The organism is Nocardia sp. CS682, from assembly GCF_004634405.1.
Taxonomy (GTDB): Bacteria; Actinomycetota; Actinomycetes; order Mycobacteriales; family Mycobacteriaceae; genus Nocardia; species Nocardia ninae.
The window spans coordinates 7,313,358-7,328,979 of the sequence record NZ_CP029710.1 but is presented as its reverse complement, the minus strand read 5'-3'; the positions used below and the strand labels follow the sequence as shown (position 1 = coordinate 7,328,979).

Sequence of the window (15,622 nt, the reverse complement as noted above, 5' to 3'; positions counted from 1 at the left end):
CGTTCTTACTCTTTCCCGACCGTTCTGGTCACTCGACCCGCATGACTTTCGTGCTCTGCTGTCCGGCCGCATGGCTGGAGCCCGCGCCGCCGATGATGCGCAGCAGCGTGCCGCGCAGCCGGGTGACCTCGTCCGCGCCGACGATCTCGTCCAGGTGCCGATCGAAACGCTCGACCACCGCGATGCCCGCGTCGACGACGGCCCAGCCGCGGGTGGTCAGGCGGACGAGGCGGGCGCGCCGATCGGCCGGGTCCACCTCGACTTCGACGTAGCCGTGCTGTTCGAGGTGGCGAATCAGTTCACCCATCGCCTGTTTGGTCATCCCGGCCCGCTCGGCGAGCGCGGTCTGCCTGGTGCCGTCGGGTTCGATCAACTGGAAGACCGGGGCGTGCGCGGCGCGCACATCGGTGAAACCGGCGGCGGCGATGCCCGCGTCGAGTTCGGCCGCCAGGGTGCGCGCCGCGGCAGACAGCAGACTTCCCAATGGTGCGGGGCGGTCGACCAACGGGTTAGTAAGGCGCTTGACCATATTACTCCTTGCTCCTACTGTTGGTAAGGCACCTTACTACCTTGAAGGGTTCTGATATGCGTACTGTCACAGTGGGTCTTGCCTGTGCCGCTTTGGTCACCGAAGTTGACTGGCTGTTGTTCTTCGACGGAGCGCTCGGGTGGGTCACCGCGACCGCCGTCGTGATCGTCGCGGTTCATGCCAGCACAGTCGGCCGCTTCGATTTCATGCGCGTCGTCTTGCGGGTGGCGCTCGGGCTGCTGCTGCTCGGTTCGGTGGCCGATCGGGTCGGGCTTTTCGGTGCGCCGGGCGGTGCGGGTGTTTCCTGGGGATCGTTCGATGCTTTCGTCGATTACACGCGAACGTTGTTGCCTAGCTTCACGAGTGGGCTCGCCGGAGCGACCGCCATAGTGGCGACGGTGCCCGAGGTGGTGCTCGGCGCTGCACTCGTCCTGGGGGTACTCCCCCGCATTACCGCAGCGTGCACTGCGGGACTGCTCTCGCTGTTCATGCTGGCAATGTGGACCGCACTGGGTTTCGGTGCAATGTCCGCCTACGCCGTTCCCGTCCTCGTCGCCGGGGCCGCGATGCTCGCCACTGCCGAGCGGCGTTCTGTCGAGCGCAGCTCGGTGACCGATCACCGGACGGTACCCGAACCCGCGTGAGCTCCGCGCGGGCCGAAGGTCGTTCGGATGCCTGGCTGCGATCGCCCTCGGTCCTGCCGCGCAACAGGATTGCCAGCAATTCCTTTGCGCGGCAGGTTGACTCGAAGGCTATCCGCGCAGAACCGCGCCGACGGCGTCTGCCGCTGCGGCTACCGCGGCATCGCGGGCCGCACTTGCCTCGTCCTCGGTGAGGGTGCGGTCGGTGGCGCGGAAACGCAGGGCGTAGGTGAGGGACTTGCGGCCCTCACCCGCTTGCGTGCCCTCGTAGACGTCGAACAGGGCGATATCCTCGAGCAGATCGCCGCCGCCGGTGCGCAGGGCCGACTCCACCGACGCGGCGGGAGTGCTCTTCTCGACACTGACCGAGACGTCCTGCAGCACCGCCGGGAACGGGGAAATTGTTGGCGCGGGCCGGGATTCGAGCAGCGGCAGTGCGTCGAGATCGAGTTCGACGGCGCAGGTCCGCGGCGGCAGACCGGAGCGTTCCAGCACAGCGGGGTGCAGTTCGCCCGCGTGACCAACGACCGTGCCGTCCACCACCAGCTCGGCGCAGCGACCAGGATGCCAAGGCAGCTGAGCCGCCGGACGGCGTTCGATCGTGACACCCGCCGCGTCGGCCACCGCATCGGCGAGGGCGAAGGCGTCGGCGGCCTCGGCCTGGCGGCCCTGCCCCCACGCGCCGCGCGGCTCGCGACGACCGGTGAGAACCGCCGCGACGTGCACCGGCTGGGCGGGCAGCGAGTCGATCAGGCCGGCGATCTGCTCGTCGGTGGGGCGACGGTCGACCGGCAGCGCCTCGACCGGGCGCACGTTGTCGCCGGGCAGCACCACCTGCGCGATGCCGTAGATGGTGAGGTCGCGGGCGCCGCGAGAGATGTTGCGGGCGGCCACTTCCAGCAGTCCGGGCAGCAGGGTGGTGGCCAGCTCGGCGCGCTCCACGTCGAGCGGGTTCAGCACCCGGGTGGTCGCGCGGCGCGGGTCGTCGGCGTCCAGACCCCAGGTGTCGAAGACGCCGGCGGGCAGGAACACCGGCGCGGGCACCTCGACGGCACCGGCGAAGGCCAGTGCGCGGCTGACCGCGCGGCGCCGCCGCTGGGTGGCGGTGAGGCCGCGACCGGCCGGCGCGGTGGGCAGCACGGACGGGATCTGCTCGAGCCCCTCCAGCCGCAGCACCTCCTCGACCAGGTCGGCGGGCTGGACCAGGTCGGGCCGCCAGCTCGGCGGGGTGACCGCGAGCTGCCCGTGGCCGGTGCTCTCGTCGACAGCGACCTCGACGGTGCAGCCGATCTGGGCGAGCCTGCGCGCGGACGTACCGGTCGGGTAGACGACACCGGCGACGCGGTCGGCCCGGTCGATGTCCATCCGGATCGGCGCCGCGGGCGGCACCGGGACGCGGACGTCGGTGAGCGCGGATTCGACGGTGCCGCCGGCGATTTCGGCGAGCAGCGTAGCGGCCCGATCGAGCGCGGCCACGTTGATCTCCGGGTCGACCACCCGCTCGTACCGCTTGCCCGCCTCGGACACCAGCTTGTGCCTGCGCGAGGTGCGGTAGACGAGCAGCGGGTTCCAGGTGGCGGCCTCCAGCACGATGTCGGTCGACTCCGCGCCGACCTCGGTGGTCGCGCCGCCCATCACGCCGGCCAGCGAGATGACGCCGGAATCGTCGGCGATCACCACGTCTTCGGCGTCCAGGATGCGCTCGACCTCGTCGAGGGTGCGCAGCGTCTCGCCCTTGTTGGCGGTGCGCACCACCAGGCCGCCGGTCAGCTTGGCCGCGTCGAAGGCGTGCAGCGGCTGACCCAGTTCCAGCATGACGTAGTTGGTGACGTCGACGGCAGGCGAGATCGGGCGCACGCCGGACAGCAGCAGCCTGCGCTGTAACCACCAGGGGCTCACCGCGTTCGGGTCGATGCCGGTGACCCGGCGCACCGCGAAACGGGTGCACTGCGAGTCCGGCTCGAGCCGGACCGACCAGGCGTCCTGCTCGTCGTCCGCCAAGGTGCGCACGGCGGGATCGGCGTAATCGAGGTCGAAGCCGCAGGCGAGTTCACGGGCCAGGCCGCGCACCGAGAAGCAGTAGCCCCGGTCCGGGGTGATGTTGAGCTCGATGACCGTATCGTCCAGGCCGAGCAGTTCGTTCGCGTCCGCGCCGGGCTCGGCGGTGCCCGGTTCCAGCACCAGGATGCCCGCATGATCCTTGCCGATACCGAGTTCGGCGACCGAGCAGATCATGCCGTTGGAGACGTGCCCGTAGGTCTTGCGCGAGGAGATGGCGAAGCCGCCGGGCAGCACACCGCCGGGCAGCACCACGACGACCAGGTCGCCGACGGCGAAGTTGGTTGCCCCACAGACGATTTCCTGAAGATCCGGATTACCGACGTCGACCTTGCAGAAGCGGATCGGCTTCTTGAACTCGGTCAGCTCGGTGATCTCGGCGACGCGGCCGACGACCAGCGGCTTGTCGATATCGCCGCCGATCCGCTCGAGCTTGTCGACTTCTTCGACCTCCAACCCCACCCGGACGAAGCCCGCGTCGAGTTCCTCCGCCGTCACCGACCAGTCGGGGACGGTGCGCTGGATGATGTCGGTCAGCCAGGACTGCGCTACTCGCACTTGACGTTTCGCTCTCTCGATCGAAGGGTGGTCTCGGTGGGGGCCGGCTCAGGACCGGATGCCGAAGGGCAGCGTGAAACGCACATCGCCCTCGACGATGTCGCGCATGTCCGGGATGCCGTTGCGGAACTGCAGCGTCCGCTCCAGGCCCATGCCGAACGCGAACCCGCTGTACACCTCGGGATCGATCCCGCTGGCGATCAGCACCTTCGGGTTCACCATGCCGCACCCGCCCCACTCGACCCAGCCCGCGCCGCCCTTCTTGTCCGGGAACCAGACGTCGACCTCGGCGGAGGGCTCGGTGAACGGAAAATAGTTGGGGCGCATCCTGGTTCGGGTGTCCGGCCCGAACAGCGCGCGGGCGAACGCGTCCAGCGTGCCGCGCAGGTGCGCCATGGTCAGGCCCTTGTCCACGGCCAGCCCCTCCACCTGGGAGAAGACCGGGGTGTGCGTGGCGTCGAGCTCGTCGGTGCGGAAGGTGCGGCCGGGGCACACCACGTAGATCGGCAGCTCGCGTTCCAGCAGCGAACGCACCTGCACCGGGGAGGTGTGCGTGCGCAGCACCTGGCGCGAGCCCTCCGGCGCGATGTGGAAGGTGTCCTGCATGGTGCGGGCCGGATGGTCGGGCAGGAAGTTGAGCGCGTCGAAGTTGAAGTGCTCGGTCTCCACCTCGGGACCCTCGGCGACCTCCCAGCCCATCGCAACGAACACGTCTGCGACCTGCTCGGAGATGACGGTGATCGGATGCCTTGCGCCGAACGGGTGCCTGCGGGCGGGCAGCGTCACGTCGATCGCCTCGGCCACCAGCACCGCGGCGTCCCGCTCTTCGAGCAGCGCCGCGCGGCGCGCCTCGAACGCCTCGGAGATCCGGGCGCGCGCCACGTTGACCCGCTTGCCCGCGTCGGCCTTCTCGGTCTTGGGCAGGCTGCCCAGCGCGCGCTGCGCCAGCGCCAGCGGCGCCTTGCCGCCGAGATGCTCGGTTTTCGCGACCGCGAGCGCATCCAGGTCGGCGGCAGCGGCGAACGCCTTCTCGGCCGCCGCCGCGGCTGCGGCCAGTGCCTCCTCGGTCAGCGTCGCGTTCTGCTCGACTGCGTCGTTGTCGTCGGCCACGGTGGTTCGACTCTCCCCTGGGGATCGGTTCGCGGGCACGGCTCGTTCCCTACCCACATTGCTGCTGGTGGAATCCTATTGGATGCGTCATATCCGATTCACACGGATTCCCCGCAGTGCCCCCGGGACCCCGTTTCACCACCTCGTTGCCGCGAAATTGCGACCATGGTCACAGCAGTAGGGATGTTGCCCGCGCGGGCACCGCCCGAGAACATGGAGGTCCGGGGACATGAGCAGATCGAAGGCGGCGGTAACCGTCGGATTCACCAGCCTTGCCATGATGGTGAGCCTGCTGGTCATCACCCTGCTCGGCAGCGGGACGGCGGCCGCCAACCCGCCGGGACCGAACCCCTACGCCTGGCTACCGGCGTGGCTGCAGAACATCATCTTCTGCGTGTTCTACGGCTACTGCGGCTGAGCTCGCACGGGGAAGCGCTGCACGCGCGTGCGGCTCGGTCTCTAGTTCGCGTAGCGCACACGGGAATTGGCGTACAGGCAAATGGCCGCCGCGGTGGCCAGGTTCAGGCTTTCGGCGCGGCCGCGGATCGGGATGCGAATGCGATGGTCGGCGCGCCGCGTCACGGCGGGATCCAAGCCGTGCGCCTCGTTGCCGAACAGCCAGGCGACCGGCCCGGTGAACAGTTCGTCGGCGTCGTCGAGCTCGACCTCGCCGTCGGCGGCCGTCGCGAGGATCGTGATGCCTGCGGCCGCAACGGAATCCAGCGTTTCGCCGATGTCACGATGCCGGGCGATCGGGACGTGGAACAGGCTGCCCGCACTGGCCCGCACGCACTTGCCGTTGTGCGGGTCGACCGAGTCACCGGCCAGCACCACGCCGTCGGCACCCACCGAATCGGCAACCCGGATGAGAGTTCCGGCATTGCCGGGTTCAGCCATCTCGACCGGCACGGCGAGCATGCGGGGCTGTGCCGCGAGCACGTCGGCCAGCGGCACATCGATCAGCGCACACACAGCGACGAGCCCTGGCGCGGTGACGGTTTCACCCAACTGCTGGGCAGCCCGATCGCTGACCAGCGTGGTGCGCACCCCCATCCCCGCAGCACTCGCGACCAGTTCATGCTCGCGGACCGCGGCACCGGCGGAGTAGAACAGCTCCTGCACCCGCCCGGTATCCAGCGCGGCCGCCACCGAATTGGCGCCCTCGGCCAGGAACAACCCGGTCTTGCGGCGCTGCGCACCGCGGTGCAGCTTGACAGCGGAAACGACCCGTGGATTGCGCTCGGAGAGCGCGTCCACGGGTCGTTCCGAAAGGTATTCGCTTGTCACCCGGTGACTTACGCGGCGGGCGCGTTGACGTCCTGCGGGAGGGCGGCCTTGGCGATCGCGACGAGACCGGCGAACGCCTCGGCGTCGGAGACGGCGAGCTCGGCGAGGATCTTGCGGTCCACCTCGACACCCGCGGCCTTCAGGCCCTGGATGAAGCGGTTGTAGGTGATGTCGTTCAGACGCGCCGCGGCGTTGATGCGGGCGATCCACAGCTTGCGGAAGTCACCCTTGCGCGCCCGGCGGTCCCGGTAGGCGTAGGTGAGCGAGTGCAGCTGCTGTTCCTTGGCCTTGCGGTACAGCCGCGAACGCTGGCCGCGGTAGCCCTTGGAGGCCTCGAGGATGGAACGACGCTTCTTCTGAGCGTTGACGGCCCTTTTGACGCGTGCCATGGGTCAGTCCTTTGTCGATCTAGGGGGCGCATGCGGGCACCCGGAGATTGTCAGTTCGGTCGGCGTCCGGAATCCGGAACGCGGTCGCTGGCTAGGTCTCTCAGAGACCGAGCAGCCTCTTCACGCGCGGGACGTCGACGGACGCGACGGCCTCCGTGCCATCCAGACGACGAGTCCGGCGGGACGACTTGTGCTCGAGCAGGTGGCGACGGTTCGCCTGCTGGCGAAGCAGCTTGCCTCGGCCCGACACCTTGAATCGCTTCGAGGCGCCGCTGTGGCTCTTCATCTTCGGCATGGATTCCTCTAATCTGTCTCGTCCCGGCGGCCCTTGCGGACCGCCGGCTCTTATCGGTATTACTGCGGCGGGTCGGCCTGCTCGGCCGGAGCCGCGGCGGGCGCGCTGTCTGCGGTGGCGGCTTCGGCGGGCGCGGGGCTCGGCTGCGCAGCGGGCTGCTGCTGCCGCGGAGCTGCGGACTCCTGCTGTGCCTTCACTCGCGTCTTCGCACCCTTGTGGGGCGCGAGGACCATGGTCATGTTGCGACCGTCCTGCTTGGCCGAGGTCTCGACGAACCCCAGGTCCGCCACGTCCGCGGCGAGACGCTGCAGCAGCCGGTAGCCCAGTTCGGGCCTGGACTGCTCGCGTCCGCGGAACATGATGGTGACCTTGACCTTCGACCCCGCCTCGAGGAAGCGCATGACATGGCCCCTCTTGGTCGCGTAGTCGTGGTCGTCGATCTTCGGGCGGAGCTTCTGCTCCTTGATCACGGTCTGCACCTGGTTCTTCCGAGACTCGCGCGCCTTCTGCGCCGTCTCGTACTTGAACTTGCCGTAGTCCATGATCTTGCAGACCGGCGGACGTGCATCCGGAGCGACCTCGACGAGATCGAGATCTGCCTCCATGGCGACGCGTAGTGCATCTTCAACACGCACGATCCCAACCTGCTCGCCGCTGGGTCCGATCAAGCGAACCTCGGGAACACGGATGCGATCGTTGATGCGGGTCTCAGTGCTGATGGGGCCTCCTAGGTCAAGCGGTGTCGTCAAGACGACCGCACGCAATAACTGCAACCCCTTTTCAACACAAAAGCCCCGGAGCGGTATTCCGCGTCGGGGCCCGAGGTCGACCGGTCAGCGCACGCCAAAGACTCGCATGCGATCTTGTCCACGCGGTTCTCGCGAGAGAACCCCTGCACAAGAAACCCGCCTCCGAGAAGGCGGGTGACCGGACCGTTTGACCTGACGATCGCTCGTCGGCAACGGTGGGAGTCGGGCTCCACTTATCAGCCCCGGGCTCGAAATCTTGGAAGAAGACACAACCAGGGGCGGTCGTCAGCAGAAAGTCTAACATTGCGTTCGGCTATCGCCGAATCGCGGTAAACCGCTTGCCCGCGCGCCCGGGTGCCTGCCACGCTCCCCCGGTGTCTACTTCACGCCGTGACCTGCTCCGATGGCAGTTCGACCTCACCTGGTCGCTCACCGAACTGCATCTCGACGCGCTGCGCGTCGAGGACTTCGACTGGGCACCCGCCGAACTCCACTGGACAGTACGCCCCGACGCCGACGGCGTGTGGCGGCCGGACTGGGCCGACACCGAGCCGGACCCCGTCCCGGTGCCGACCATCGGCTGGCTCAGCTGGCATATCGACTGGTGGTGGAGCGCGGCCATCGACCATCTCGCGGGCCGGACCCCACCCGAGCGCGAGGACGTGCACTGGGCGGGCGACGGCGTCGCGGCAGTGGCGCAGCTGCGCTGGCTGCGCGACACCTGGCTGGGCGCACTGGACGACCTGACCGACGCCGACCTGGACCGGCCCGCGGCCTTTCCGTGGCCCGCCGACGCGGGTTTGACGGTGGCACACCTGGCGAGCTGGGTGAACTCGGAGCTGATGAAGAACGTCGCGGAGATCGGCCAGCTCCGACTCCTCCGAGCGGCCTCGCTAGCCTCATAGCCATGACTGAAGAGCTCGACAACTCCGTGCGCGAACTGGCCGACATCCCGGCGGTGGAGGTGATCAGCCGGGCTGCGGTGATGCTGATGAGCTCGGCGGCGGAGAAGCTCGGGCTCGCGGACGAGGATCCGGAGACCAGCACGCGGCGGGATCTGGACGAGGCGCGCCGGGTGATCACGGCGCTGGCCGGGCTGGTCACGGCGTCGGTGGAGTATCTCGGGCCGCACGCGGGGCCGATTCGCGAGGGGTTGCAGTCGTTGCAGCGCGCGTTCCGGGAAGCGTCGGCGCATCCGGACGAGCCGGGTAAGGGGCCGGGCGAGAAGTACACGGGTCCCGTTTACTGACTCGGCCAGCGCTCGCGGCACCTCGAGTGCGCCGCAGTCGATAATTTTGCCCGGCGGGAAATTTTGCCCGCCGGGCAAGTTTTTGCCGTAGGCTGGTGGCATGCCCGCTGAAGAAGCGCTCGGCCTGCGCGAACGCAAGAAGCTCGATACCCGCATGGCGCTCAGCGACGCGGCGCTGGAGCTCGCCTTCGAGCGCGGCCTGGACAACGTCACCCGCGAGGACATCGCGAAGCGTGCCGGTGTCTCGGTGCGCACCTTCAACAACTACTTCACCGGCAAGTACGACGCGATCACCTATCGGCAGTCGGTCCGCATCCGGCGCAGCCTGGCGGCATTTCGCGAACGCCCGGCAGACGAACCGCTCTGGAGCGCGCTCACCGCGGCGCTGCTCGAGCCGCTCGAAGCCGAACAGGCCGAGTTCCGCGTCCCCACCGCCGCCCAGCTGGCCGAAGTCCGGAAACTGTTCCGCGCGCCCGAATTACGGTCCGCGCTGTTCACCGGGGTGTCCGAGGACTGGCTCGAGCTGATCGCGGAACGCACCGGGACCGACCCGCTGCACGATGTCTATCCACGGCTGGTGACCGGCATGATCGGCACCGTCATCGACGCGGCCATGGTGGCGTACGCACACGCGGACCCGCCGGTCCCCATCGCCCCGCTGCTGCGGCGCGCCCTCGACCAAGTCACCGCGGGGCTGCCTGAACCGCCGCGCTGACCGCACCGCCAGAAACTCATCATCGAACAAGGGGTGTATTTGTCATGCCTGAAAACTCTGCCGCCGTAGTCATTTCCGGCGCCGGACCGAACGGACTGCTGCTCGCCGGTGAACTCGCGTTGGCCGGCGTGCGCGCGATCGTGCTGGAGGAACTGCCCGCGCCGAGTGCCGAGCCGAAAGCGAACGGCCTTGTCGGCCAAGTGATTCGGCTGCTGGACATGCGGGGGCTGTATCACGTGTTCGGCGGTGCGCCCGGTGCGCCGCAACCGCTGCCCGGGTATTTCTTCGCCGGGCTGCGGCTGTCGTTCGCCGAGCTGCCGGACAATCCGATGGCCATACTCGCCATTCCGCAGCCGAAACTTGTTCGCCTACTGGAGAAGTGGGTGCGCGGGTTGGGTGTCGAGATCCGATGGGGGCATCGGCTCACCGAGTCGACCCAGCAGGACGGGGGCGTCGTCGTCACGGTGGCCGGGCCCGAGGGCGACTATCGACTCGACACCACCTTCCTGGTCGGCGCCGACGGCGGCAAGAGCCTCGTCCGTAATCAGGCCGGTATCGGATTCCCCGGGTACACCGCGACGGACAGCGTCGTGCGGATGGGGCACGTCTGGCTGCCCGACGAGCTACGGACCGCCGACGGCGGCGTCGAGGTGCCCGGTTTCGGGCGGCTCCCGTTCGGACACAACCGACTCGAACGCGGCGGGTTCGTCTTCGCCGAACTCGAACCGGGACGGCCGCTCGTCGCGAGCATGGAGTTCGGTGTCGAGCCGGTGCCCGCGGGCACGCCGATGACGATCGAGGAACTGCGCGCGGGTGTGCGGCGAGTACTCGGCGTCGACCTGCCGATCGAGGCGCCACGCGGGCCAGGACCACATGCGTTGCGCCGCATCGACAATCAGAACACCCGGCAGGCCGAGCGGTACCGGTCGGGCAATGTGTTCCTGGTCGGCGACGCGGCGCATGTGCACTCCGGGATCGGCGGGCCCGGCCTCAATCTCGGCCTGCAGGATGCCGCCAACCTCGGCTGGAAACTCGCCGCCGAGATCAACGGATGGGCGCCGGACGGCCTGCTGGACACCTACCACACCGAACGGCATCCGGTCGGGGTCCGCGTCATGATGAGTTCGCTGGCTCAAACCGCGCTCTTCGCACCGGGTCCCGAGGTCACCGCGCTGCGCACACTGTTCGACGAGCTGCTGGGACAGCCGGAGAACACCGCTTACATCGCGCGGTTGATGTCCGGGTCGAACACCCGCTACGAGGTGGGTGACAACCATCCGCTGTCCGGGCGGATGGTGCCCGACCTCACCCTCGAAACCGACAGTGGCACACAGCGGGTCGCGGAGGTGCTGCGGAAGGCGCGCCCAGTTTTGCTCATGCTCAACGACGCTCGCCCAGGTGGGAGTGCCGGTGCCGATAACAGCGCCGGTTTCAGAGTCAGGGACCTTGACGGGATCGGGGCTTACGCCGATGTCGCGGCAAGTTGGCGCGACCGGGTCGACACCGTGGTCGCGACGACTTCCGACGCGCCCGCCGCGGCAATGCTGATCCGGCCGGACGGGTACGTGGCGTGGGCGGCCAACGGTGATGCGCAGTCCGACCCGGAACGTTTGCGCGAAGCGTTGACCCGTTGGTTCGGTTCGCCACCCAGCTGATCCGGCCAACGGCAGGCACAGCGGGTCCGCGTCCTAGTGGCCAGGTCCCGAGGAGCGGCCGCACCCAGACCGTGTCTGCGCGGCCTAGCCCGGCCGGCCCCGCATGGCCGGCCTCCCCCGCATGGCAGGGCCCGCCTCCGATCGCCGGGCCCGCCCACGTCGCCAGGCCCGCCCCACATCGCCAGCTCCGCCCCGCATCGCCCGGCCCGCCCACATGGCTTTACCTGCCCCACATGGCTTGGCCTGCCCATAGTTTGGTCTGCCCACATGGTTTGGCCTGCCCCACATGGTTTGGCCTGCCGCGCGTGGCTTTTGGCCCACGGCGCAGGAATCTGCCTGCCGCGTGCGAACTTTGCCGCTGATACCTGTGCTGCAACACAAAATCTGGGACAGCGCTCAGCGACGTCGGCGCCCTGCGTCAGGAGGGAGTGGGCTGGGATGCGTGCTTGTCGAGAAGGAAATCGGCTACCGTCTCGGTCTGGCCGAGGATGGCGTGGCCGACATCGGGGAGCACGTGCACCGTCGCGTTCGGGACGCACCGGCGCACGCGTTCGGCGGTGGCCGCGGAGTCGATCATGACGTCACGGGCACCGACCAGCACCAGCATCGGCATGGTCAGTCCGCGCAAGGCGTCGTCGGAGAAGATGGGGAGTCGCTCGGTGCGCGGCTTGAACTGGGTGAAGGTCAGCACGATCTCGTCCAGGGTTTCTTCGGTCAGCGGCACGTCCAGGCCGGTCATGGTGCGGGCGGTCCGCCGCACACCGCGGGATCCGAAGAGGCTCAGGAACAGGGCTTTCGGTAGCCAGCCCATCTTTTGCGCGCCGATACCGCCGGGGCACAGCAGGGCGAGCCGGGTGATCCGTTCCGGTCGGCGGACGGCGTAGTCGAGGGCGACCCAGCCGCCGAGCGACGTCGCCACGACCGAAATCGTGCTGAGCCCAAGGCCTTCCAGCACATCGTCGAGCCATTGCGCGAGCCGATCGGAGTCGAGCGGCGGGCGCGACGGCGCGCTGCCGCCGGGCTCACCGATGATGTCGACCGCGTAGGTGCGGAAATGCGTTGCCCAGGAGGCGATATCGCCGCGCCACATCGTCGTGTTCGCGCCTGACCCGTGCAGGATCAGTAGCGGTGGCGCGTCCTGCGGACCGGACGCCACGACGAAGGTCTCCCCCTCGCGGGTCGGCAGGCGCAGGTGCTCGGCCGGTACCGGCCAGGTCTGCAGCAGTTCCGCGTAGCGTTGCCGGATCTGCGCGGCGCCCTTGTCGGACTTGTAGATTTTCTGCTCGCTCATGATGCGAGCACCCCCTCCATGTAGTCGAACAGCCGTGCGGTGTCCGCAAGGCCGCCCAGGACAATGACTTTCATGCGCGCCCGCTCCGCGTCGTACATCGTCTCGACCCGCAGCGGCTCGTCATCGGAGGACCGAGTGTTGGCCGCGCCCATCAGCAGGGTGGTCAGTCGATCGGCCATCCCTGGATCGACCGCGTCGACCTGAACGATGCTCGACACCTCGACGTGCCGCTGCCGCTCGACCGTCTCCCGCAGTGGCGCGGGCACCGGACGGCCGGTGAAGGCTTCCAGATCCTCGTGCGCGATCCGGTACTGCTTACCGATGCGGACCGCGGTGAGCCGCCCGTCGCGCACGTAGTTGCGGATTGTGCGGACGTGCAGGCCGAGGCGTTCGGCGACCTGTTCTACGGAGTAGAGGCGATCATTCACTCTAATACCTTAAACTTCCCTAAAGATTTGCACAATAGGGAGGTTTGAGGAAAATAGGGAAGCGCAGGCCGCCTCGCGGATGCCGCCGCGGTAGGGCAAGGTAAGCCCATGGCTACACGGATAGTTCTGGTCCCCGGATTCTGGCTCGGCGCTTGGGCCTGGGACGAGGTCGCCGCCGACCTGCGCGAGCGCGGCAACGAAGTACGAGCACTCACCCTGCCGGGCCTGGATCCCGCTGACCCCGAACGGCTTTCGGCCACACTGGAAACGCAAGCACAGGCGATCATCGACGCCGTCCCTGCCGCGGACACCGCCGTGCTCGTCTCGCACTCCGGCGGTGCCGCACCCGCCTACCTCGCCACCGACCGCGCGCCGGACCGATTCCACCGCGCGATCTACGTCGACTCCGCTCCCCTGCCCGCCGGCTTCGCTATCAACCCCGCACTCGCCGAACTCGGCCCCGAGTGGTTGCTCCCCGACTGGCCGCAACTGGAAGAGACCGGCAACAGCCTCGAAGGCTTGGACGAGGCCACGCTCAATCGCTTCCGCGAACGAGCCGTCGGCGAACCGACGACCATCGCCGTCGGTCCCCTGGAACTCAGCGACTCCCCCGCGCGCCTCTCGATACCGACCACCATCATCTGCAACAGCATCACCGCCGAACTCGCCAAAAAGTTCCGCGACAGCGGCGATGTCCCCGACTTCACCGAACTGACCCGCATCGATGCCGACTACATCGACCTCCCCACCGGCCACTGGCCCATGTGGTCCAAGCCGAAAGAACTAGCCGACCTCCTCCACACGGTAGCCAACCGAACAGCGGAATAGCCGCACCCGCACTCGGGATCCGCACTGATTACGGGCACCTGAAGCGGATCCCGAGAACCGGTGCAGGACTCGGCAACCGGCGCCCCGCGAGAACCGGCGCGCGTCCAGATAGCCGGTGCAGCTCAGCCCGCGAGCTGGCGTCGGAACCACGAGGTCAGGCCTGCGTCCACCGCGCGTGCCGTCGGCAGCTGGGGTGCGGGTTCGATGCCGGGTTCTTCGGCGAGGGGGTGCGCCAGGCCGGGGATCGACAGCAGTTCGGCCCCGTCGCCGATCGCGTCGACGAGCTGGAACGCGTCGGCACGCAACGCGGGATGATCCTCCTCGCCACTGACCACCAGCAGCGGTGCGCGCCCGGCGAGGAGGCCCGCCTTGGCGATGAAATCCAAACTGTCGACGGCTTTCTCGGACTCGGCGTCGTACGGATAGTCGCCGGGGAACAGGTCCACGACGGACCGCATCCGGATGGCGGCGTTCACGACGGCGCCCGCGAAGATCGGCGTCTCGGTTTCGGCGAGGACCCGCAGCGCGACGGCACCACCCAGAGAACCACCGAGCACGCCGATCGGGCCGTCGCCGACCGGCAGCTGCTCCCGGATCGACGCCAGCGCGGCCGGGAACTCCTCGGTCGCCTGCTGGACGAACGCGTGCAGAAACGACATCAGCACGTCCTCGCGTATCAATGCCAGCCCGGCGTCCATGCTGCCGTCGACCATCCGTGCCCCGCACATCGGCATACCGAGGTGCACCCGCCACGCGGGCAGACCGTCCATCGGCAACGCGGCGGCGAACGCCGCGTCCGACCTCGGCGCGTCCAGCATGTGCCAGGTGACGATCAGCGGCGCGGGGGCGTCGCCGGTCGGCGGCAGCGCGGTGAACGGCACGCCCGCGGCGGTGCCCGTGATCGGTGAATGCATGCCGTCACGGTAAAGCCGCATCCCCGCGGGCGGGAACCGATTTCGCCACCAGCAGAAGCGGTTAGGCCGCACTCCGCGGGACGTTGACGGTGACGGTGTCGATGTGGCAGCGGCGCCCGTCGACGGTCGGCGGGGAGATGGTGCCGCCCGTTCCGGTGTAGGTGAGTTCCGGGTTCAGGCAGCTCTGCGCGGCTTCGTCACGGAAGGTGAGCGTGGTGCCGGAGAACACCAGCCGATTGGCGAGTCGCGCGTTGTCCCACGGTTCGATCGCGAACAACGCCATGTTCTGGGCCTGCTTGCGCAGATTGATCGAGTAGCGCACCGAACCCGCTTGTCCCGTAATGGTTTGCGTCCACAGGCCGGTCGACTGGTCCAGGGCGATGTCCATCTCGAGCACCTCCCCCACCTGCACCGACATCGCGCGCCCCGAGTGGCACCCGCGGTAGCGCGGATCGTTGGAATACACGTTGACGTACTGCCCGGAAATCCACCACGTCGAGTACGTCGGCGGCTGCTGCACCGGCGCGCAGGCCGGACCCCACGTCAGCACCGGCTGCAGCACGCCCAGCCCGATCGGATAGTAATTCCTCCCCCCTTCCCGAGGCTCGAGCCCCGGCCACAAAAACATCGTCCCCACCCGCGCCGGTTTCGGCGGCACCGTGAACCGCGTCTGCATCCGCACGAATTCATTGGCCACCGGAATTTTGAAATACACCCGCGACTGCTGATCCGGCTCCAGCGGTACCGGTTGCGTACTCGGCGCACCCGGCGGAGCCGGCACCCCCGGCGGCCCCGGCTCCGCGAAAGAACTCGGCAACGCAACGAAACCCATTGCCACCGTAGCGATTACACCAGAAACAAGATACCGAGCCGCAGCCCGACGAATAAGATTCATACTTCCCCATGAAAACACAACAATTACCCCC

18 protein-coding genes are annotated in these 15,622 nt (G+C 68.4%); 7 read left to right on the top strand and 11 right to left on the bottom strand.

Annotated elements, in window-relative coordinates; all coding sequences use genetic code 11:
* Positions 1-28: 28 nt before the first annotated feature.
* Positions 29-529, bottom strand: a complete 501-nt coding sequence (locus DMB37_RS33205; protein WP_135236045.1) for a MarR family winged helix-turn-helix transcriptional regulator — start codon at positions 527-529, stop codon at positions 29-31.
* A 56-nt stretch (positions 530-585) separates the two neighbouring features.
* Between DMB37_RS33205 and DMB37_RS33200 the strand changes: the two genes are divergently transcribed.
* Complete coding sequence (locus DMB37_RS33200) at positions 586-1,173, top strand: hypothetical protein (protein WP_135236044.1); 588 nt, start codon at positions 586-588, stop codon at positions 1,171-1,173.
* A 108-nt stretch (positions 1,174-1,281) separates the two neighbouring features.
* Here the strand turns inward: DMB37_RS33200 and pheT are convergent, their stop codons facing one another.
* Together pheT and pheS are read right to left on the bottom strand one after the other, a co-directional pair.
* Positions 1,282-3,786, bottom strand: a complete 2,505-nt coding sequence (gene pheT, locus DMB37_RS33195; RefSeq protein WP_135236043.1) for a phenylalanine--tRNA ligase subunit beta — start codon at positions 3,784-3,786, stop codon at positions 1,282-1,284.
* A gap of 48 nt (positions 3,787-3,834) precedes the next feature.
* Positions 3,835-4,896: a phenylalanine--tRNA ligase subunit alpha gene (gene pheS / locus DMB37_RS33190; RefSeq protein ID WP_107655320.1), complete on the bottom strand. Its 1,062-nt coding sequence runs from the start codon at positions 4,894-4,896 to the stop codon at positions 3,835-3,837.
* Between the two features lie 229 nt (positions 4,897-5,125).
* Between pheS and DMB37_RS33185 the strand changes: the two genes are divergently transcribed.
* A complete protein-coding gene (locus DMB37_RS33185) occupies positions 5,126-5,314 on the top strand; it encodes a hypothetical protein (RefSeq protein ID WP_135236042.1) in 189 nt (62 codons plus the stop codon).
* Positions 5,315-5,355: 41 nt separating this feature from the next.
* Here the strand turns inward: DMB37_RS33185 and DMB37_RS33180 are convergent, their stop codons facing one another.
* From DMB37_RS33180 to infC, 4 genes are all read right to left on the bottom strand, one after another.
* Positions 5,356-6,153 (bottom strand): RNA methyltransferase, encoded by a 798-nt coding sequence (locus DMB37_RS33180; protein ID WP_135236041.1) that lies wholly within the window; start codon positions 6,151-6,153, stop codon positions 5,356-5,358.
* A gap of 38 nt (positions 6,154-6,191) precedes the next feature.
* On the bottom strand, positions 6,192-6,572 hold the full coding sequence (gene rplT, locus DMB37_RS33175; RefSeq protein ID WP_107655317.1) for a 50S ribosomal protein L20: 381 nt from the start codon (positions 6,570-6,572) through the stop codon (positions 6,192-6,194).
* Between the two features lie 100 nt (positions 6,573-6,672).
* Positions 6,673-6,867, bottom strand: a complete 195-nt coding sequence (gene rpmI, locus DMB37_RS33170; RefSeq protein ID WP_135236040.1) for a 50S ribosomal protein L35 — start codon at positions 6,865-6,867, stop codon at positions 6,673-6,675.
* 59 nt (positions 6,868-6,926) lie between these two features.
* Positions 6,927-7,640 (bottom strand): translation initiation factor IF-3, encoded by a 714-nt coding sequence (gene infC / locus DMB37_RS33165; RefSeq protein WP_186818372.1) that lies wholly within the window; start codon positions 7,638-7,640, stop codon positions 6,927-6,929.
* Between the two features lie 350 nt (positions 7,641-7,990).
* Between infC and DMB37_RS33160 the strand changes: the two genes are divergently transcribed.
* The 4 genes from DMB37_RS33160 to DMB37_RS33145 all read left to right on the top strand — a co-directional run bounded on the left by DMB37_RS33160 (position 7,991) and on the right by DMB37_RS33145 (position 11,235).
* Positions 7,991-8,521 (top strand): DinB family protein, encoded by a 531-nt coding sequence (locus DMB37_RS33160; protein WP_135236038.1) that lies wholly within the window; start codon positions 7,991-7,993, stop codon positions 8,519-8,521.
* A 2-nt stretch (positions 8,522-8,523) separates the two neighbouring features.
* Positions 8,524-8,865, top strand: a complete 342-nt coding sequence (locus DMB37_RS33155) for a DUF1844 domain-containing protein (RefSeq protein ID WP_107655315.1) — start codon at positions 8,524-8,526, stop codon at positions 8,863-8,865.
* 100 nt (positions 8,866-8,965) lie between these two features.
* Positions 8,966-9,580: a TetR/AcrR family transcriptional regulator gene (locus DMB37_RS33150; RefSeq protein WP_135236037.1), complete on the top strand. Its 615-nt coding sequence runs from the start codon at positions 8,966-8,968 to the stop codon at positions 9,578-9,580.
* A 44-nt stretch (positions 9,581-9,624) separates the two neighbouring features.
* Positions 9,625-11,235, top strand: a complete 1,611-nt coding sequence (locus tag DMB37_RS33145; protein WP_135236036.1) for an FAD-dependent monooxygenase — start codon at positions 9,625-9,627, stop codon at positions 11,233-11,235.
* A 418-nt stretch (positions 11,236-11,653) separates the two neighbouring features.
* On the opposite strand, the gene DMB37_RS33140 is transcribed toward DMB37_RS33145, so the two are convergent.
* Together DMB37_RS33140 and DMB37_RS33135 are read right to left on the bottom strand one after the other, a co-directional pair.
* The gene (locus tag DMB37_RS33140) at positions 11,654-12,526 is read right to left on the bottom strand and encodes an alpha/beta fold hydrolase (RefSeq protein WP_135236035.1); all 873 of its coding nucleotides are present in this window, start codon (positions 12,524-12,526) and stop codon (positions 11,654-11,656) included.
* Positions 12,523-12,954, bottom strand: a complete 432-nt coding sequence (locus DMB37_RS33135) for a helix-turn-helix domain-containing protein (RefSeq protein ID WP_135236034.1) — start codon at positions 12,952-12,954, stop codon at positions 12,523-12,525. The genes DMB37_RS33140 and DMB37_RS33135 overlap by 4 nt, the downstream gene beginning before the upstream one ends.
* A gap of 108 nt (positions 12,955-13,062) precedes the next feature.
* Here DMB37_RS33135 and DMB37_RS33130 point away from each other — a divergent pair, with 108 nt between their 5' ends.
* Positions 13,063-13,782, top strand: coding sequence for an alpha/beta fold hydrolase (locus DMB37_RS33130; protein ID WP_135236033.1), 720 nt, complete (start codon positions 13,063-13,065; stop codon positions 13,780-13,782).
* A gap of 122 nt (positions 13,783-13,904) precedes the next feature.
* Here DMB37_RS33130 and DMB37_RS33125 read toward each other — a convergent pair whose 3' ends face one another.
* Positions 13,905-14,696, bottom strand: coding sequence for a S9 family peptidase (locus DMB37_RS33125; RefSeq protein ID WP_135236032.1), 792 nt, complete (start codon positions 14,694-14,696; stop codon positions 13,905-13,907).
* A 61-nt stretch (positions 14,697-14,757) separates the two neighbouring features.
* The gene (locus tag DMB37_RS33120; RefSeq protein ID WP_135236031.1) at positions 14,758-15,534 is read right to left on the bottom strand and encodes a hypothetical protein; all 777 of its coding nucleotides are present in this window, start codon (positions 15,532-15,534) and stop codon (positions 14,758-14,760) included.
* Positions 15,535-15,622: the final 88 nt, after the last annotated feature.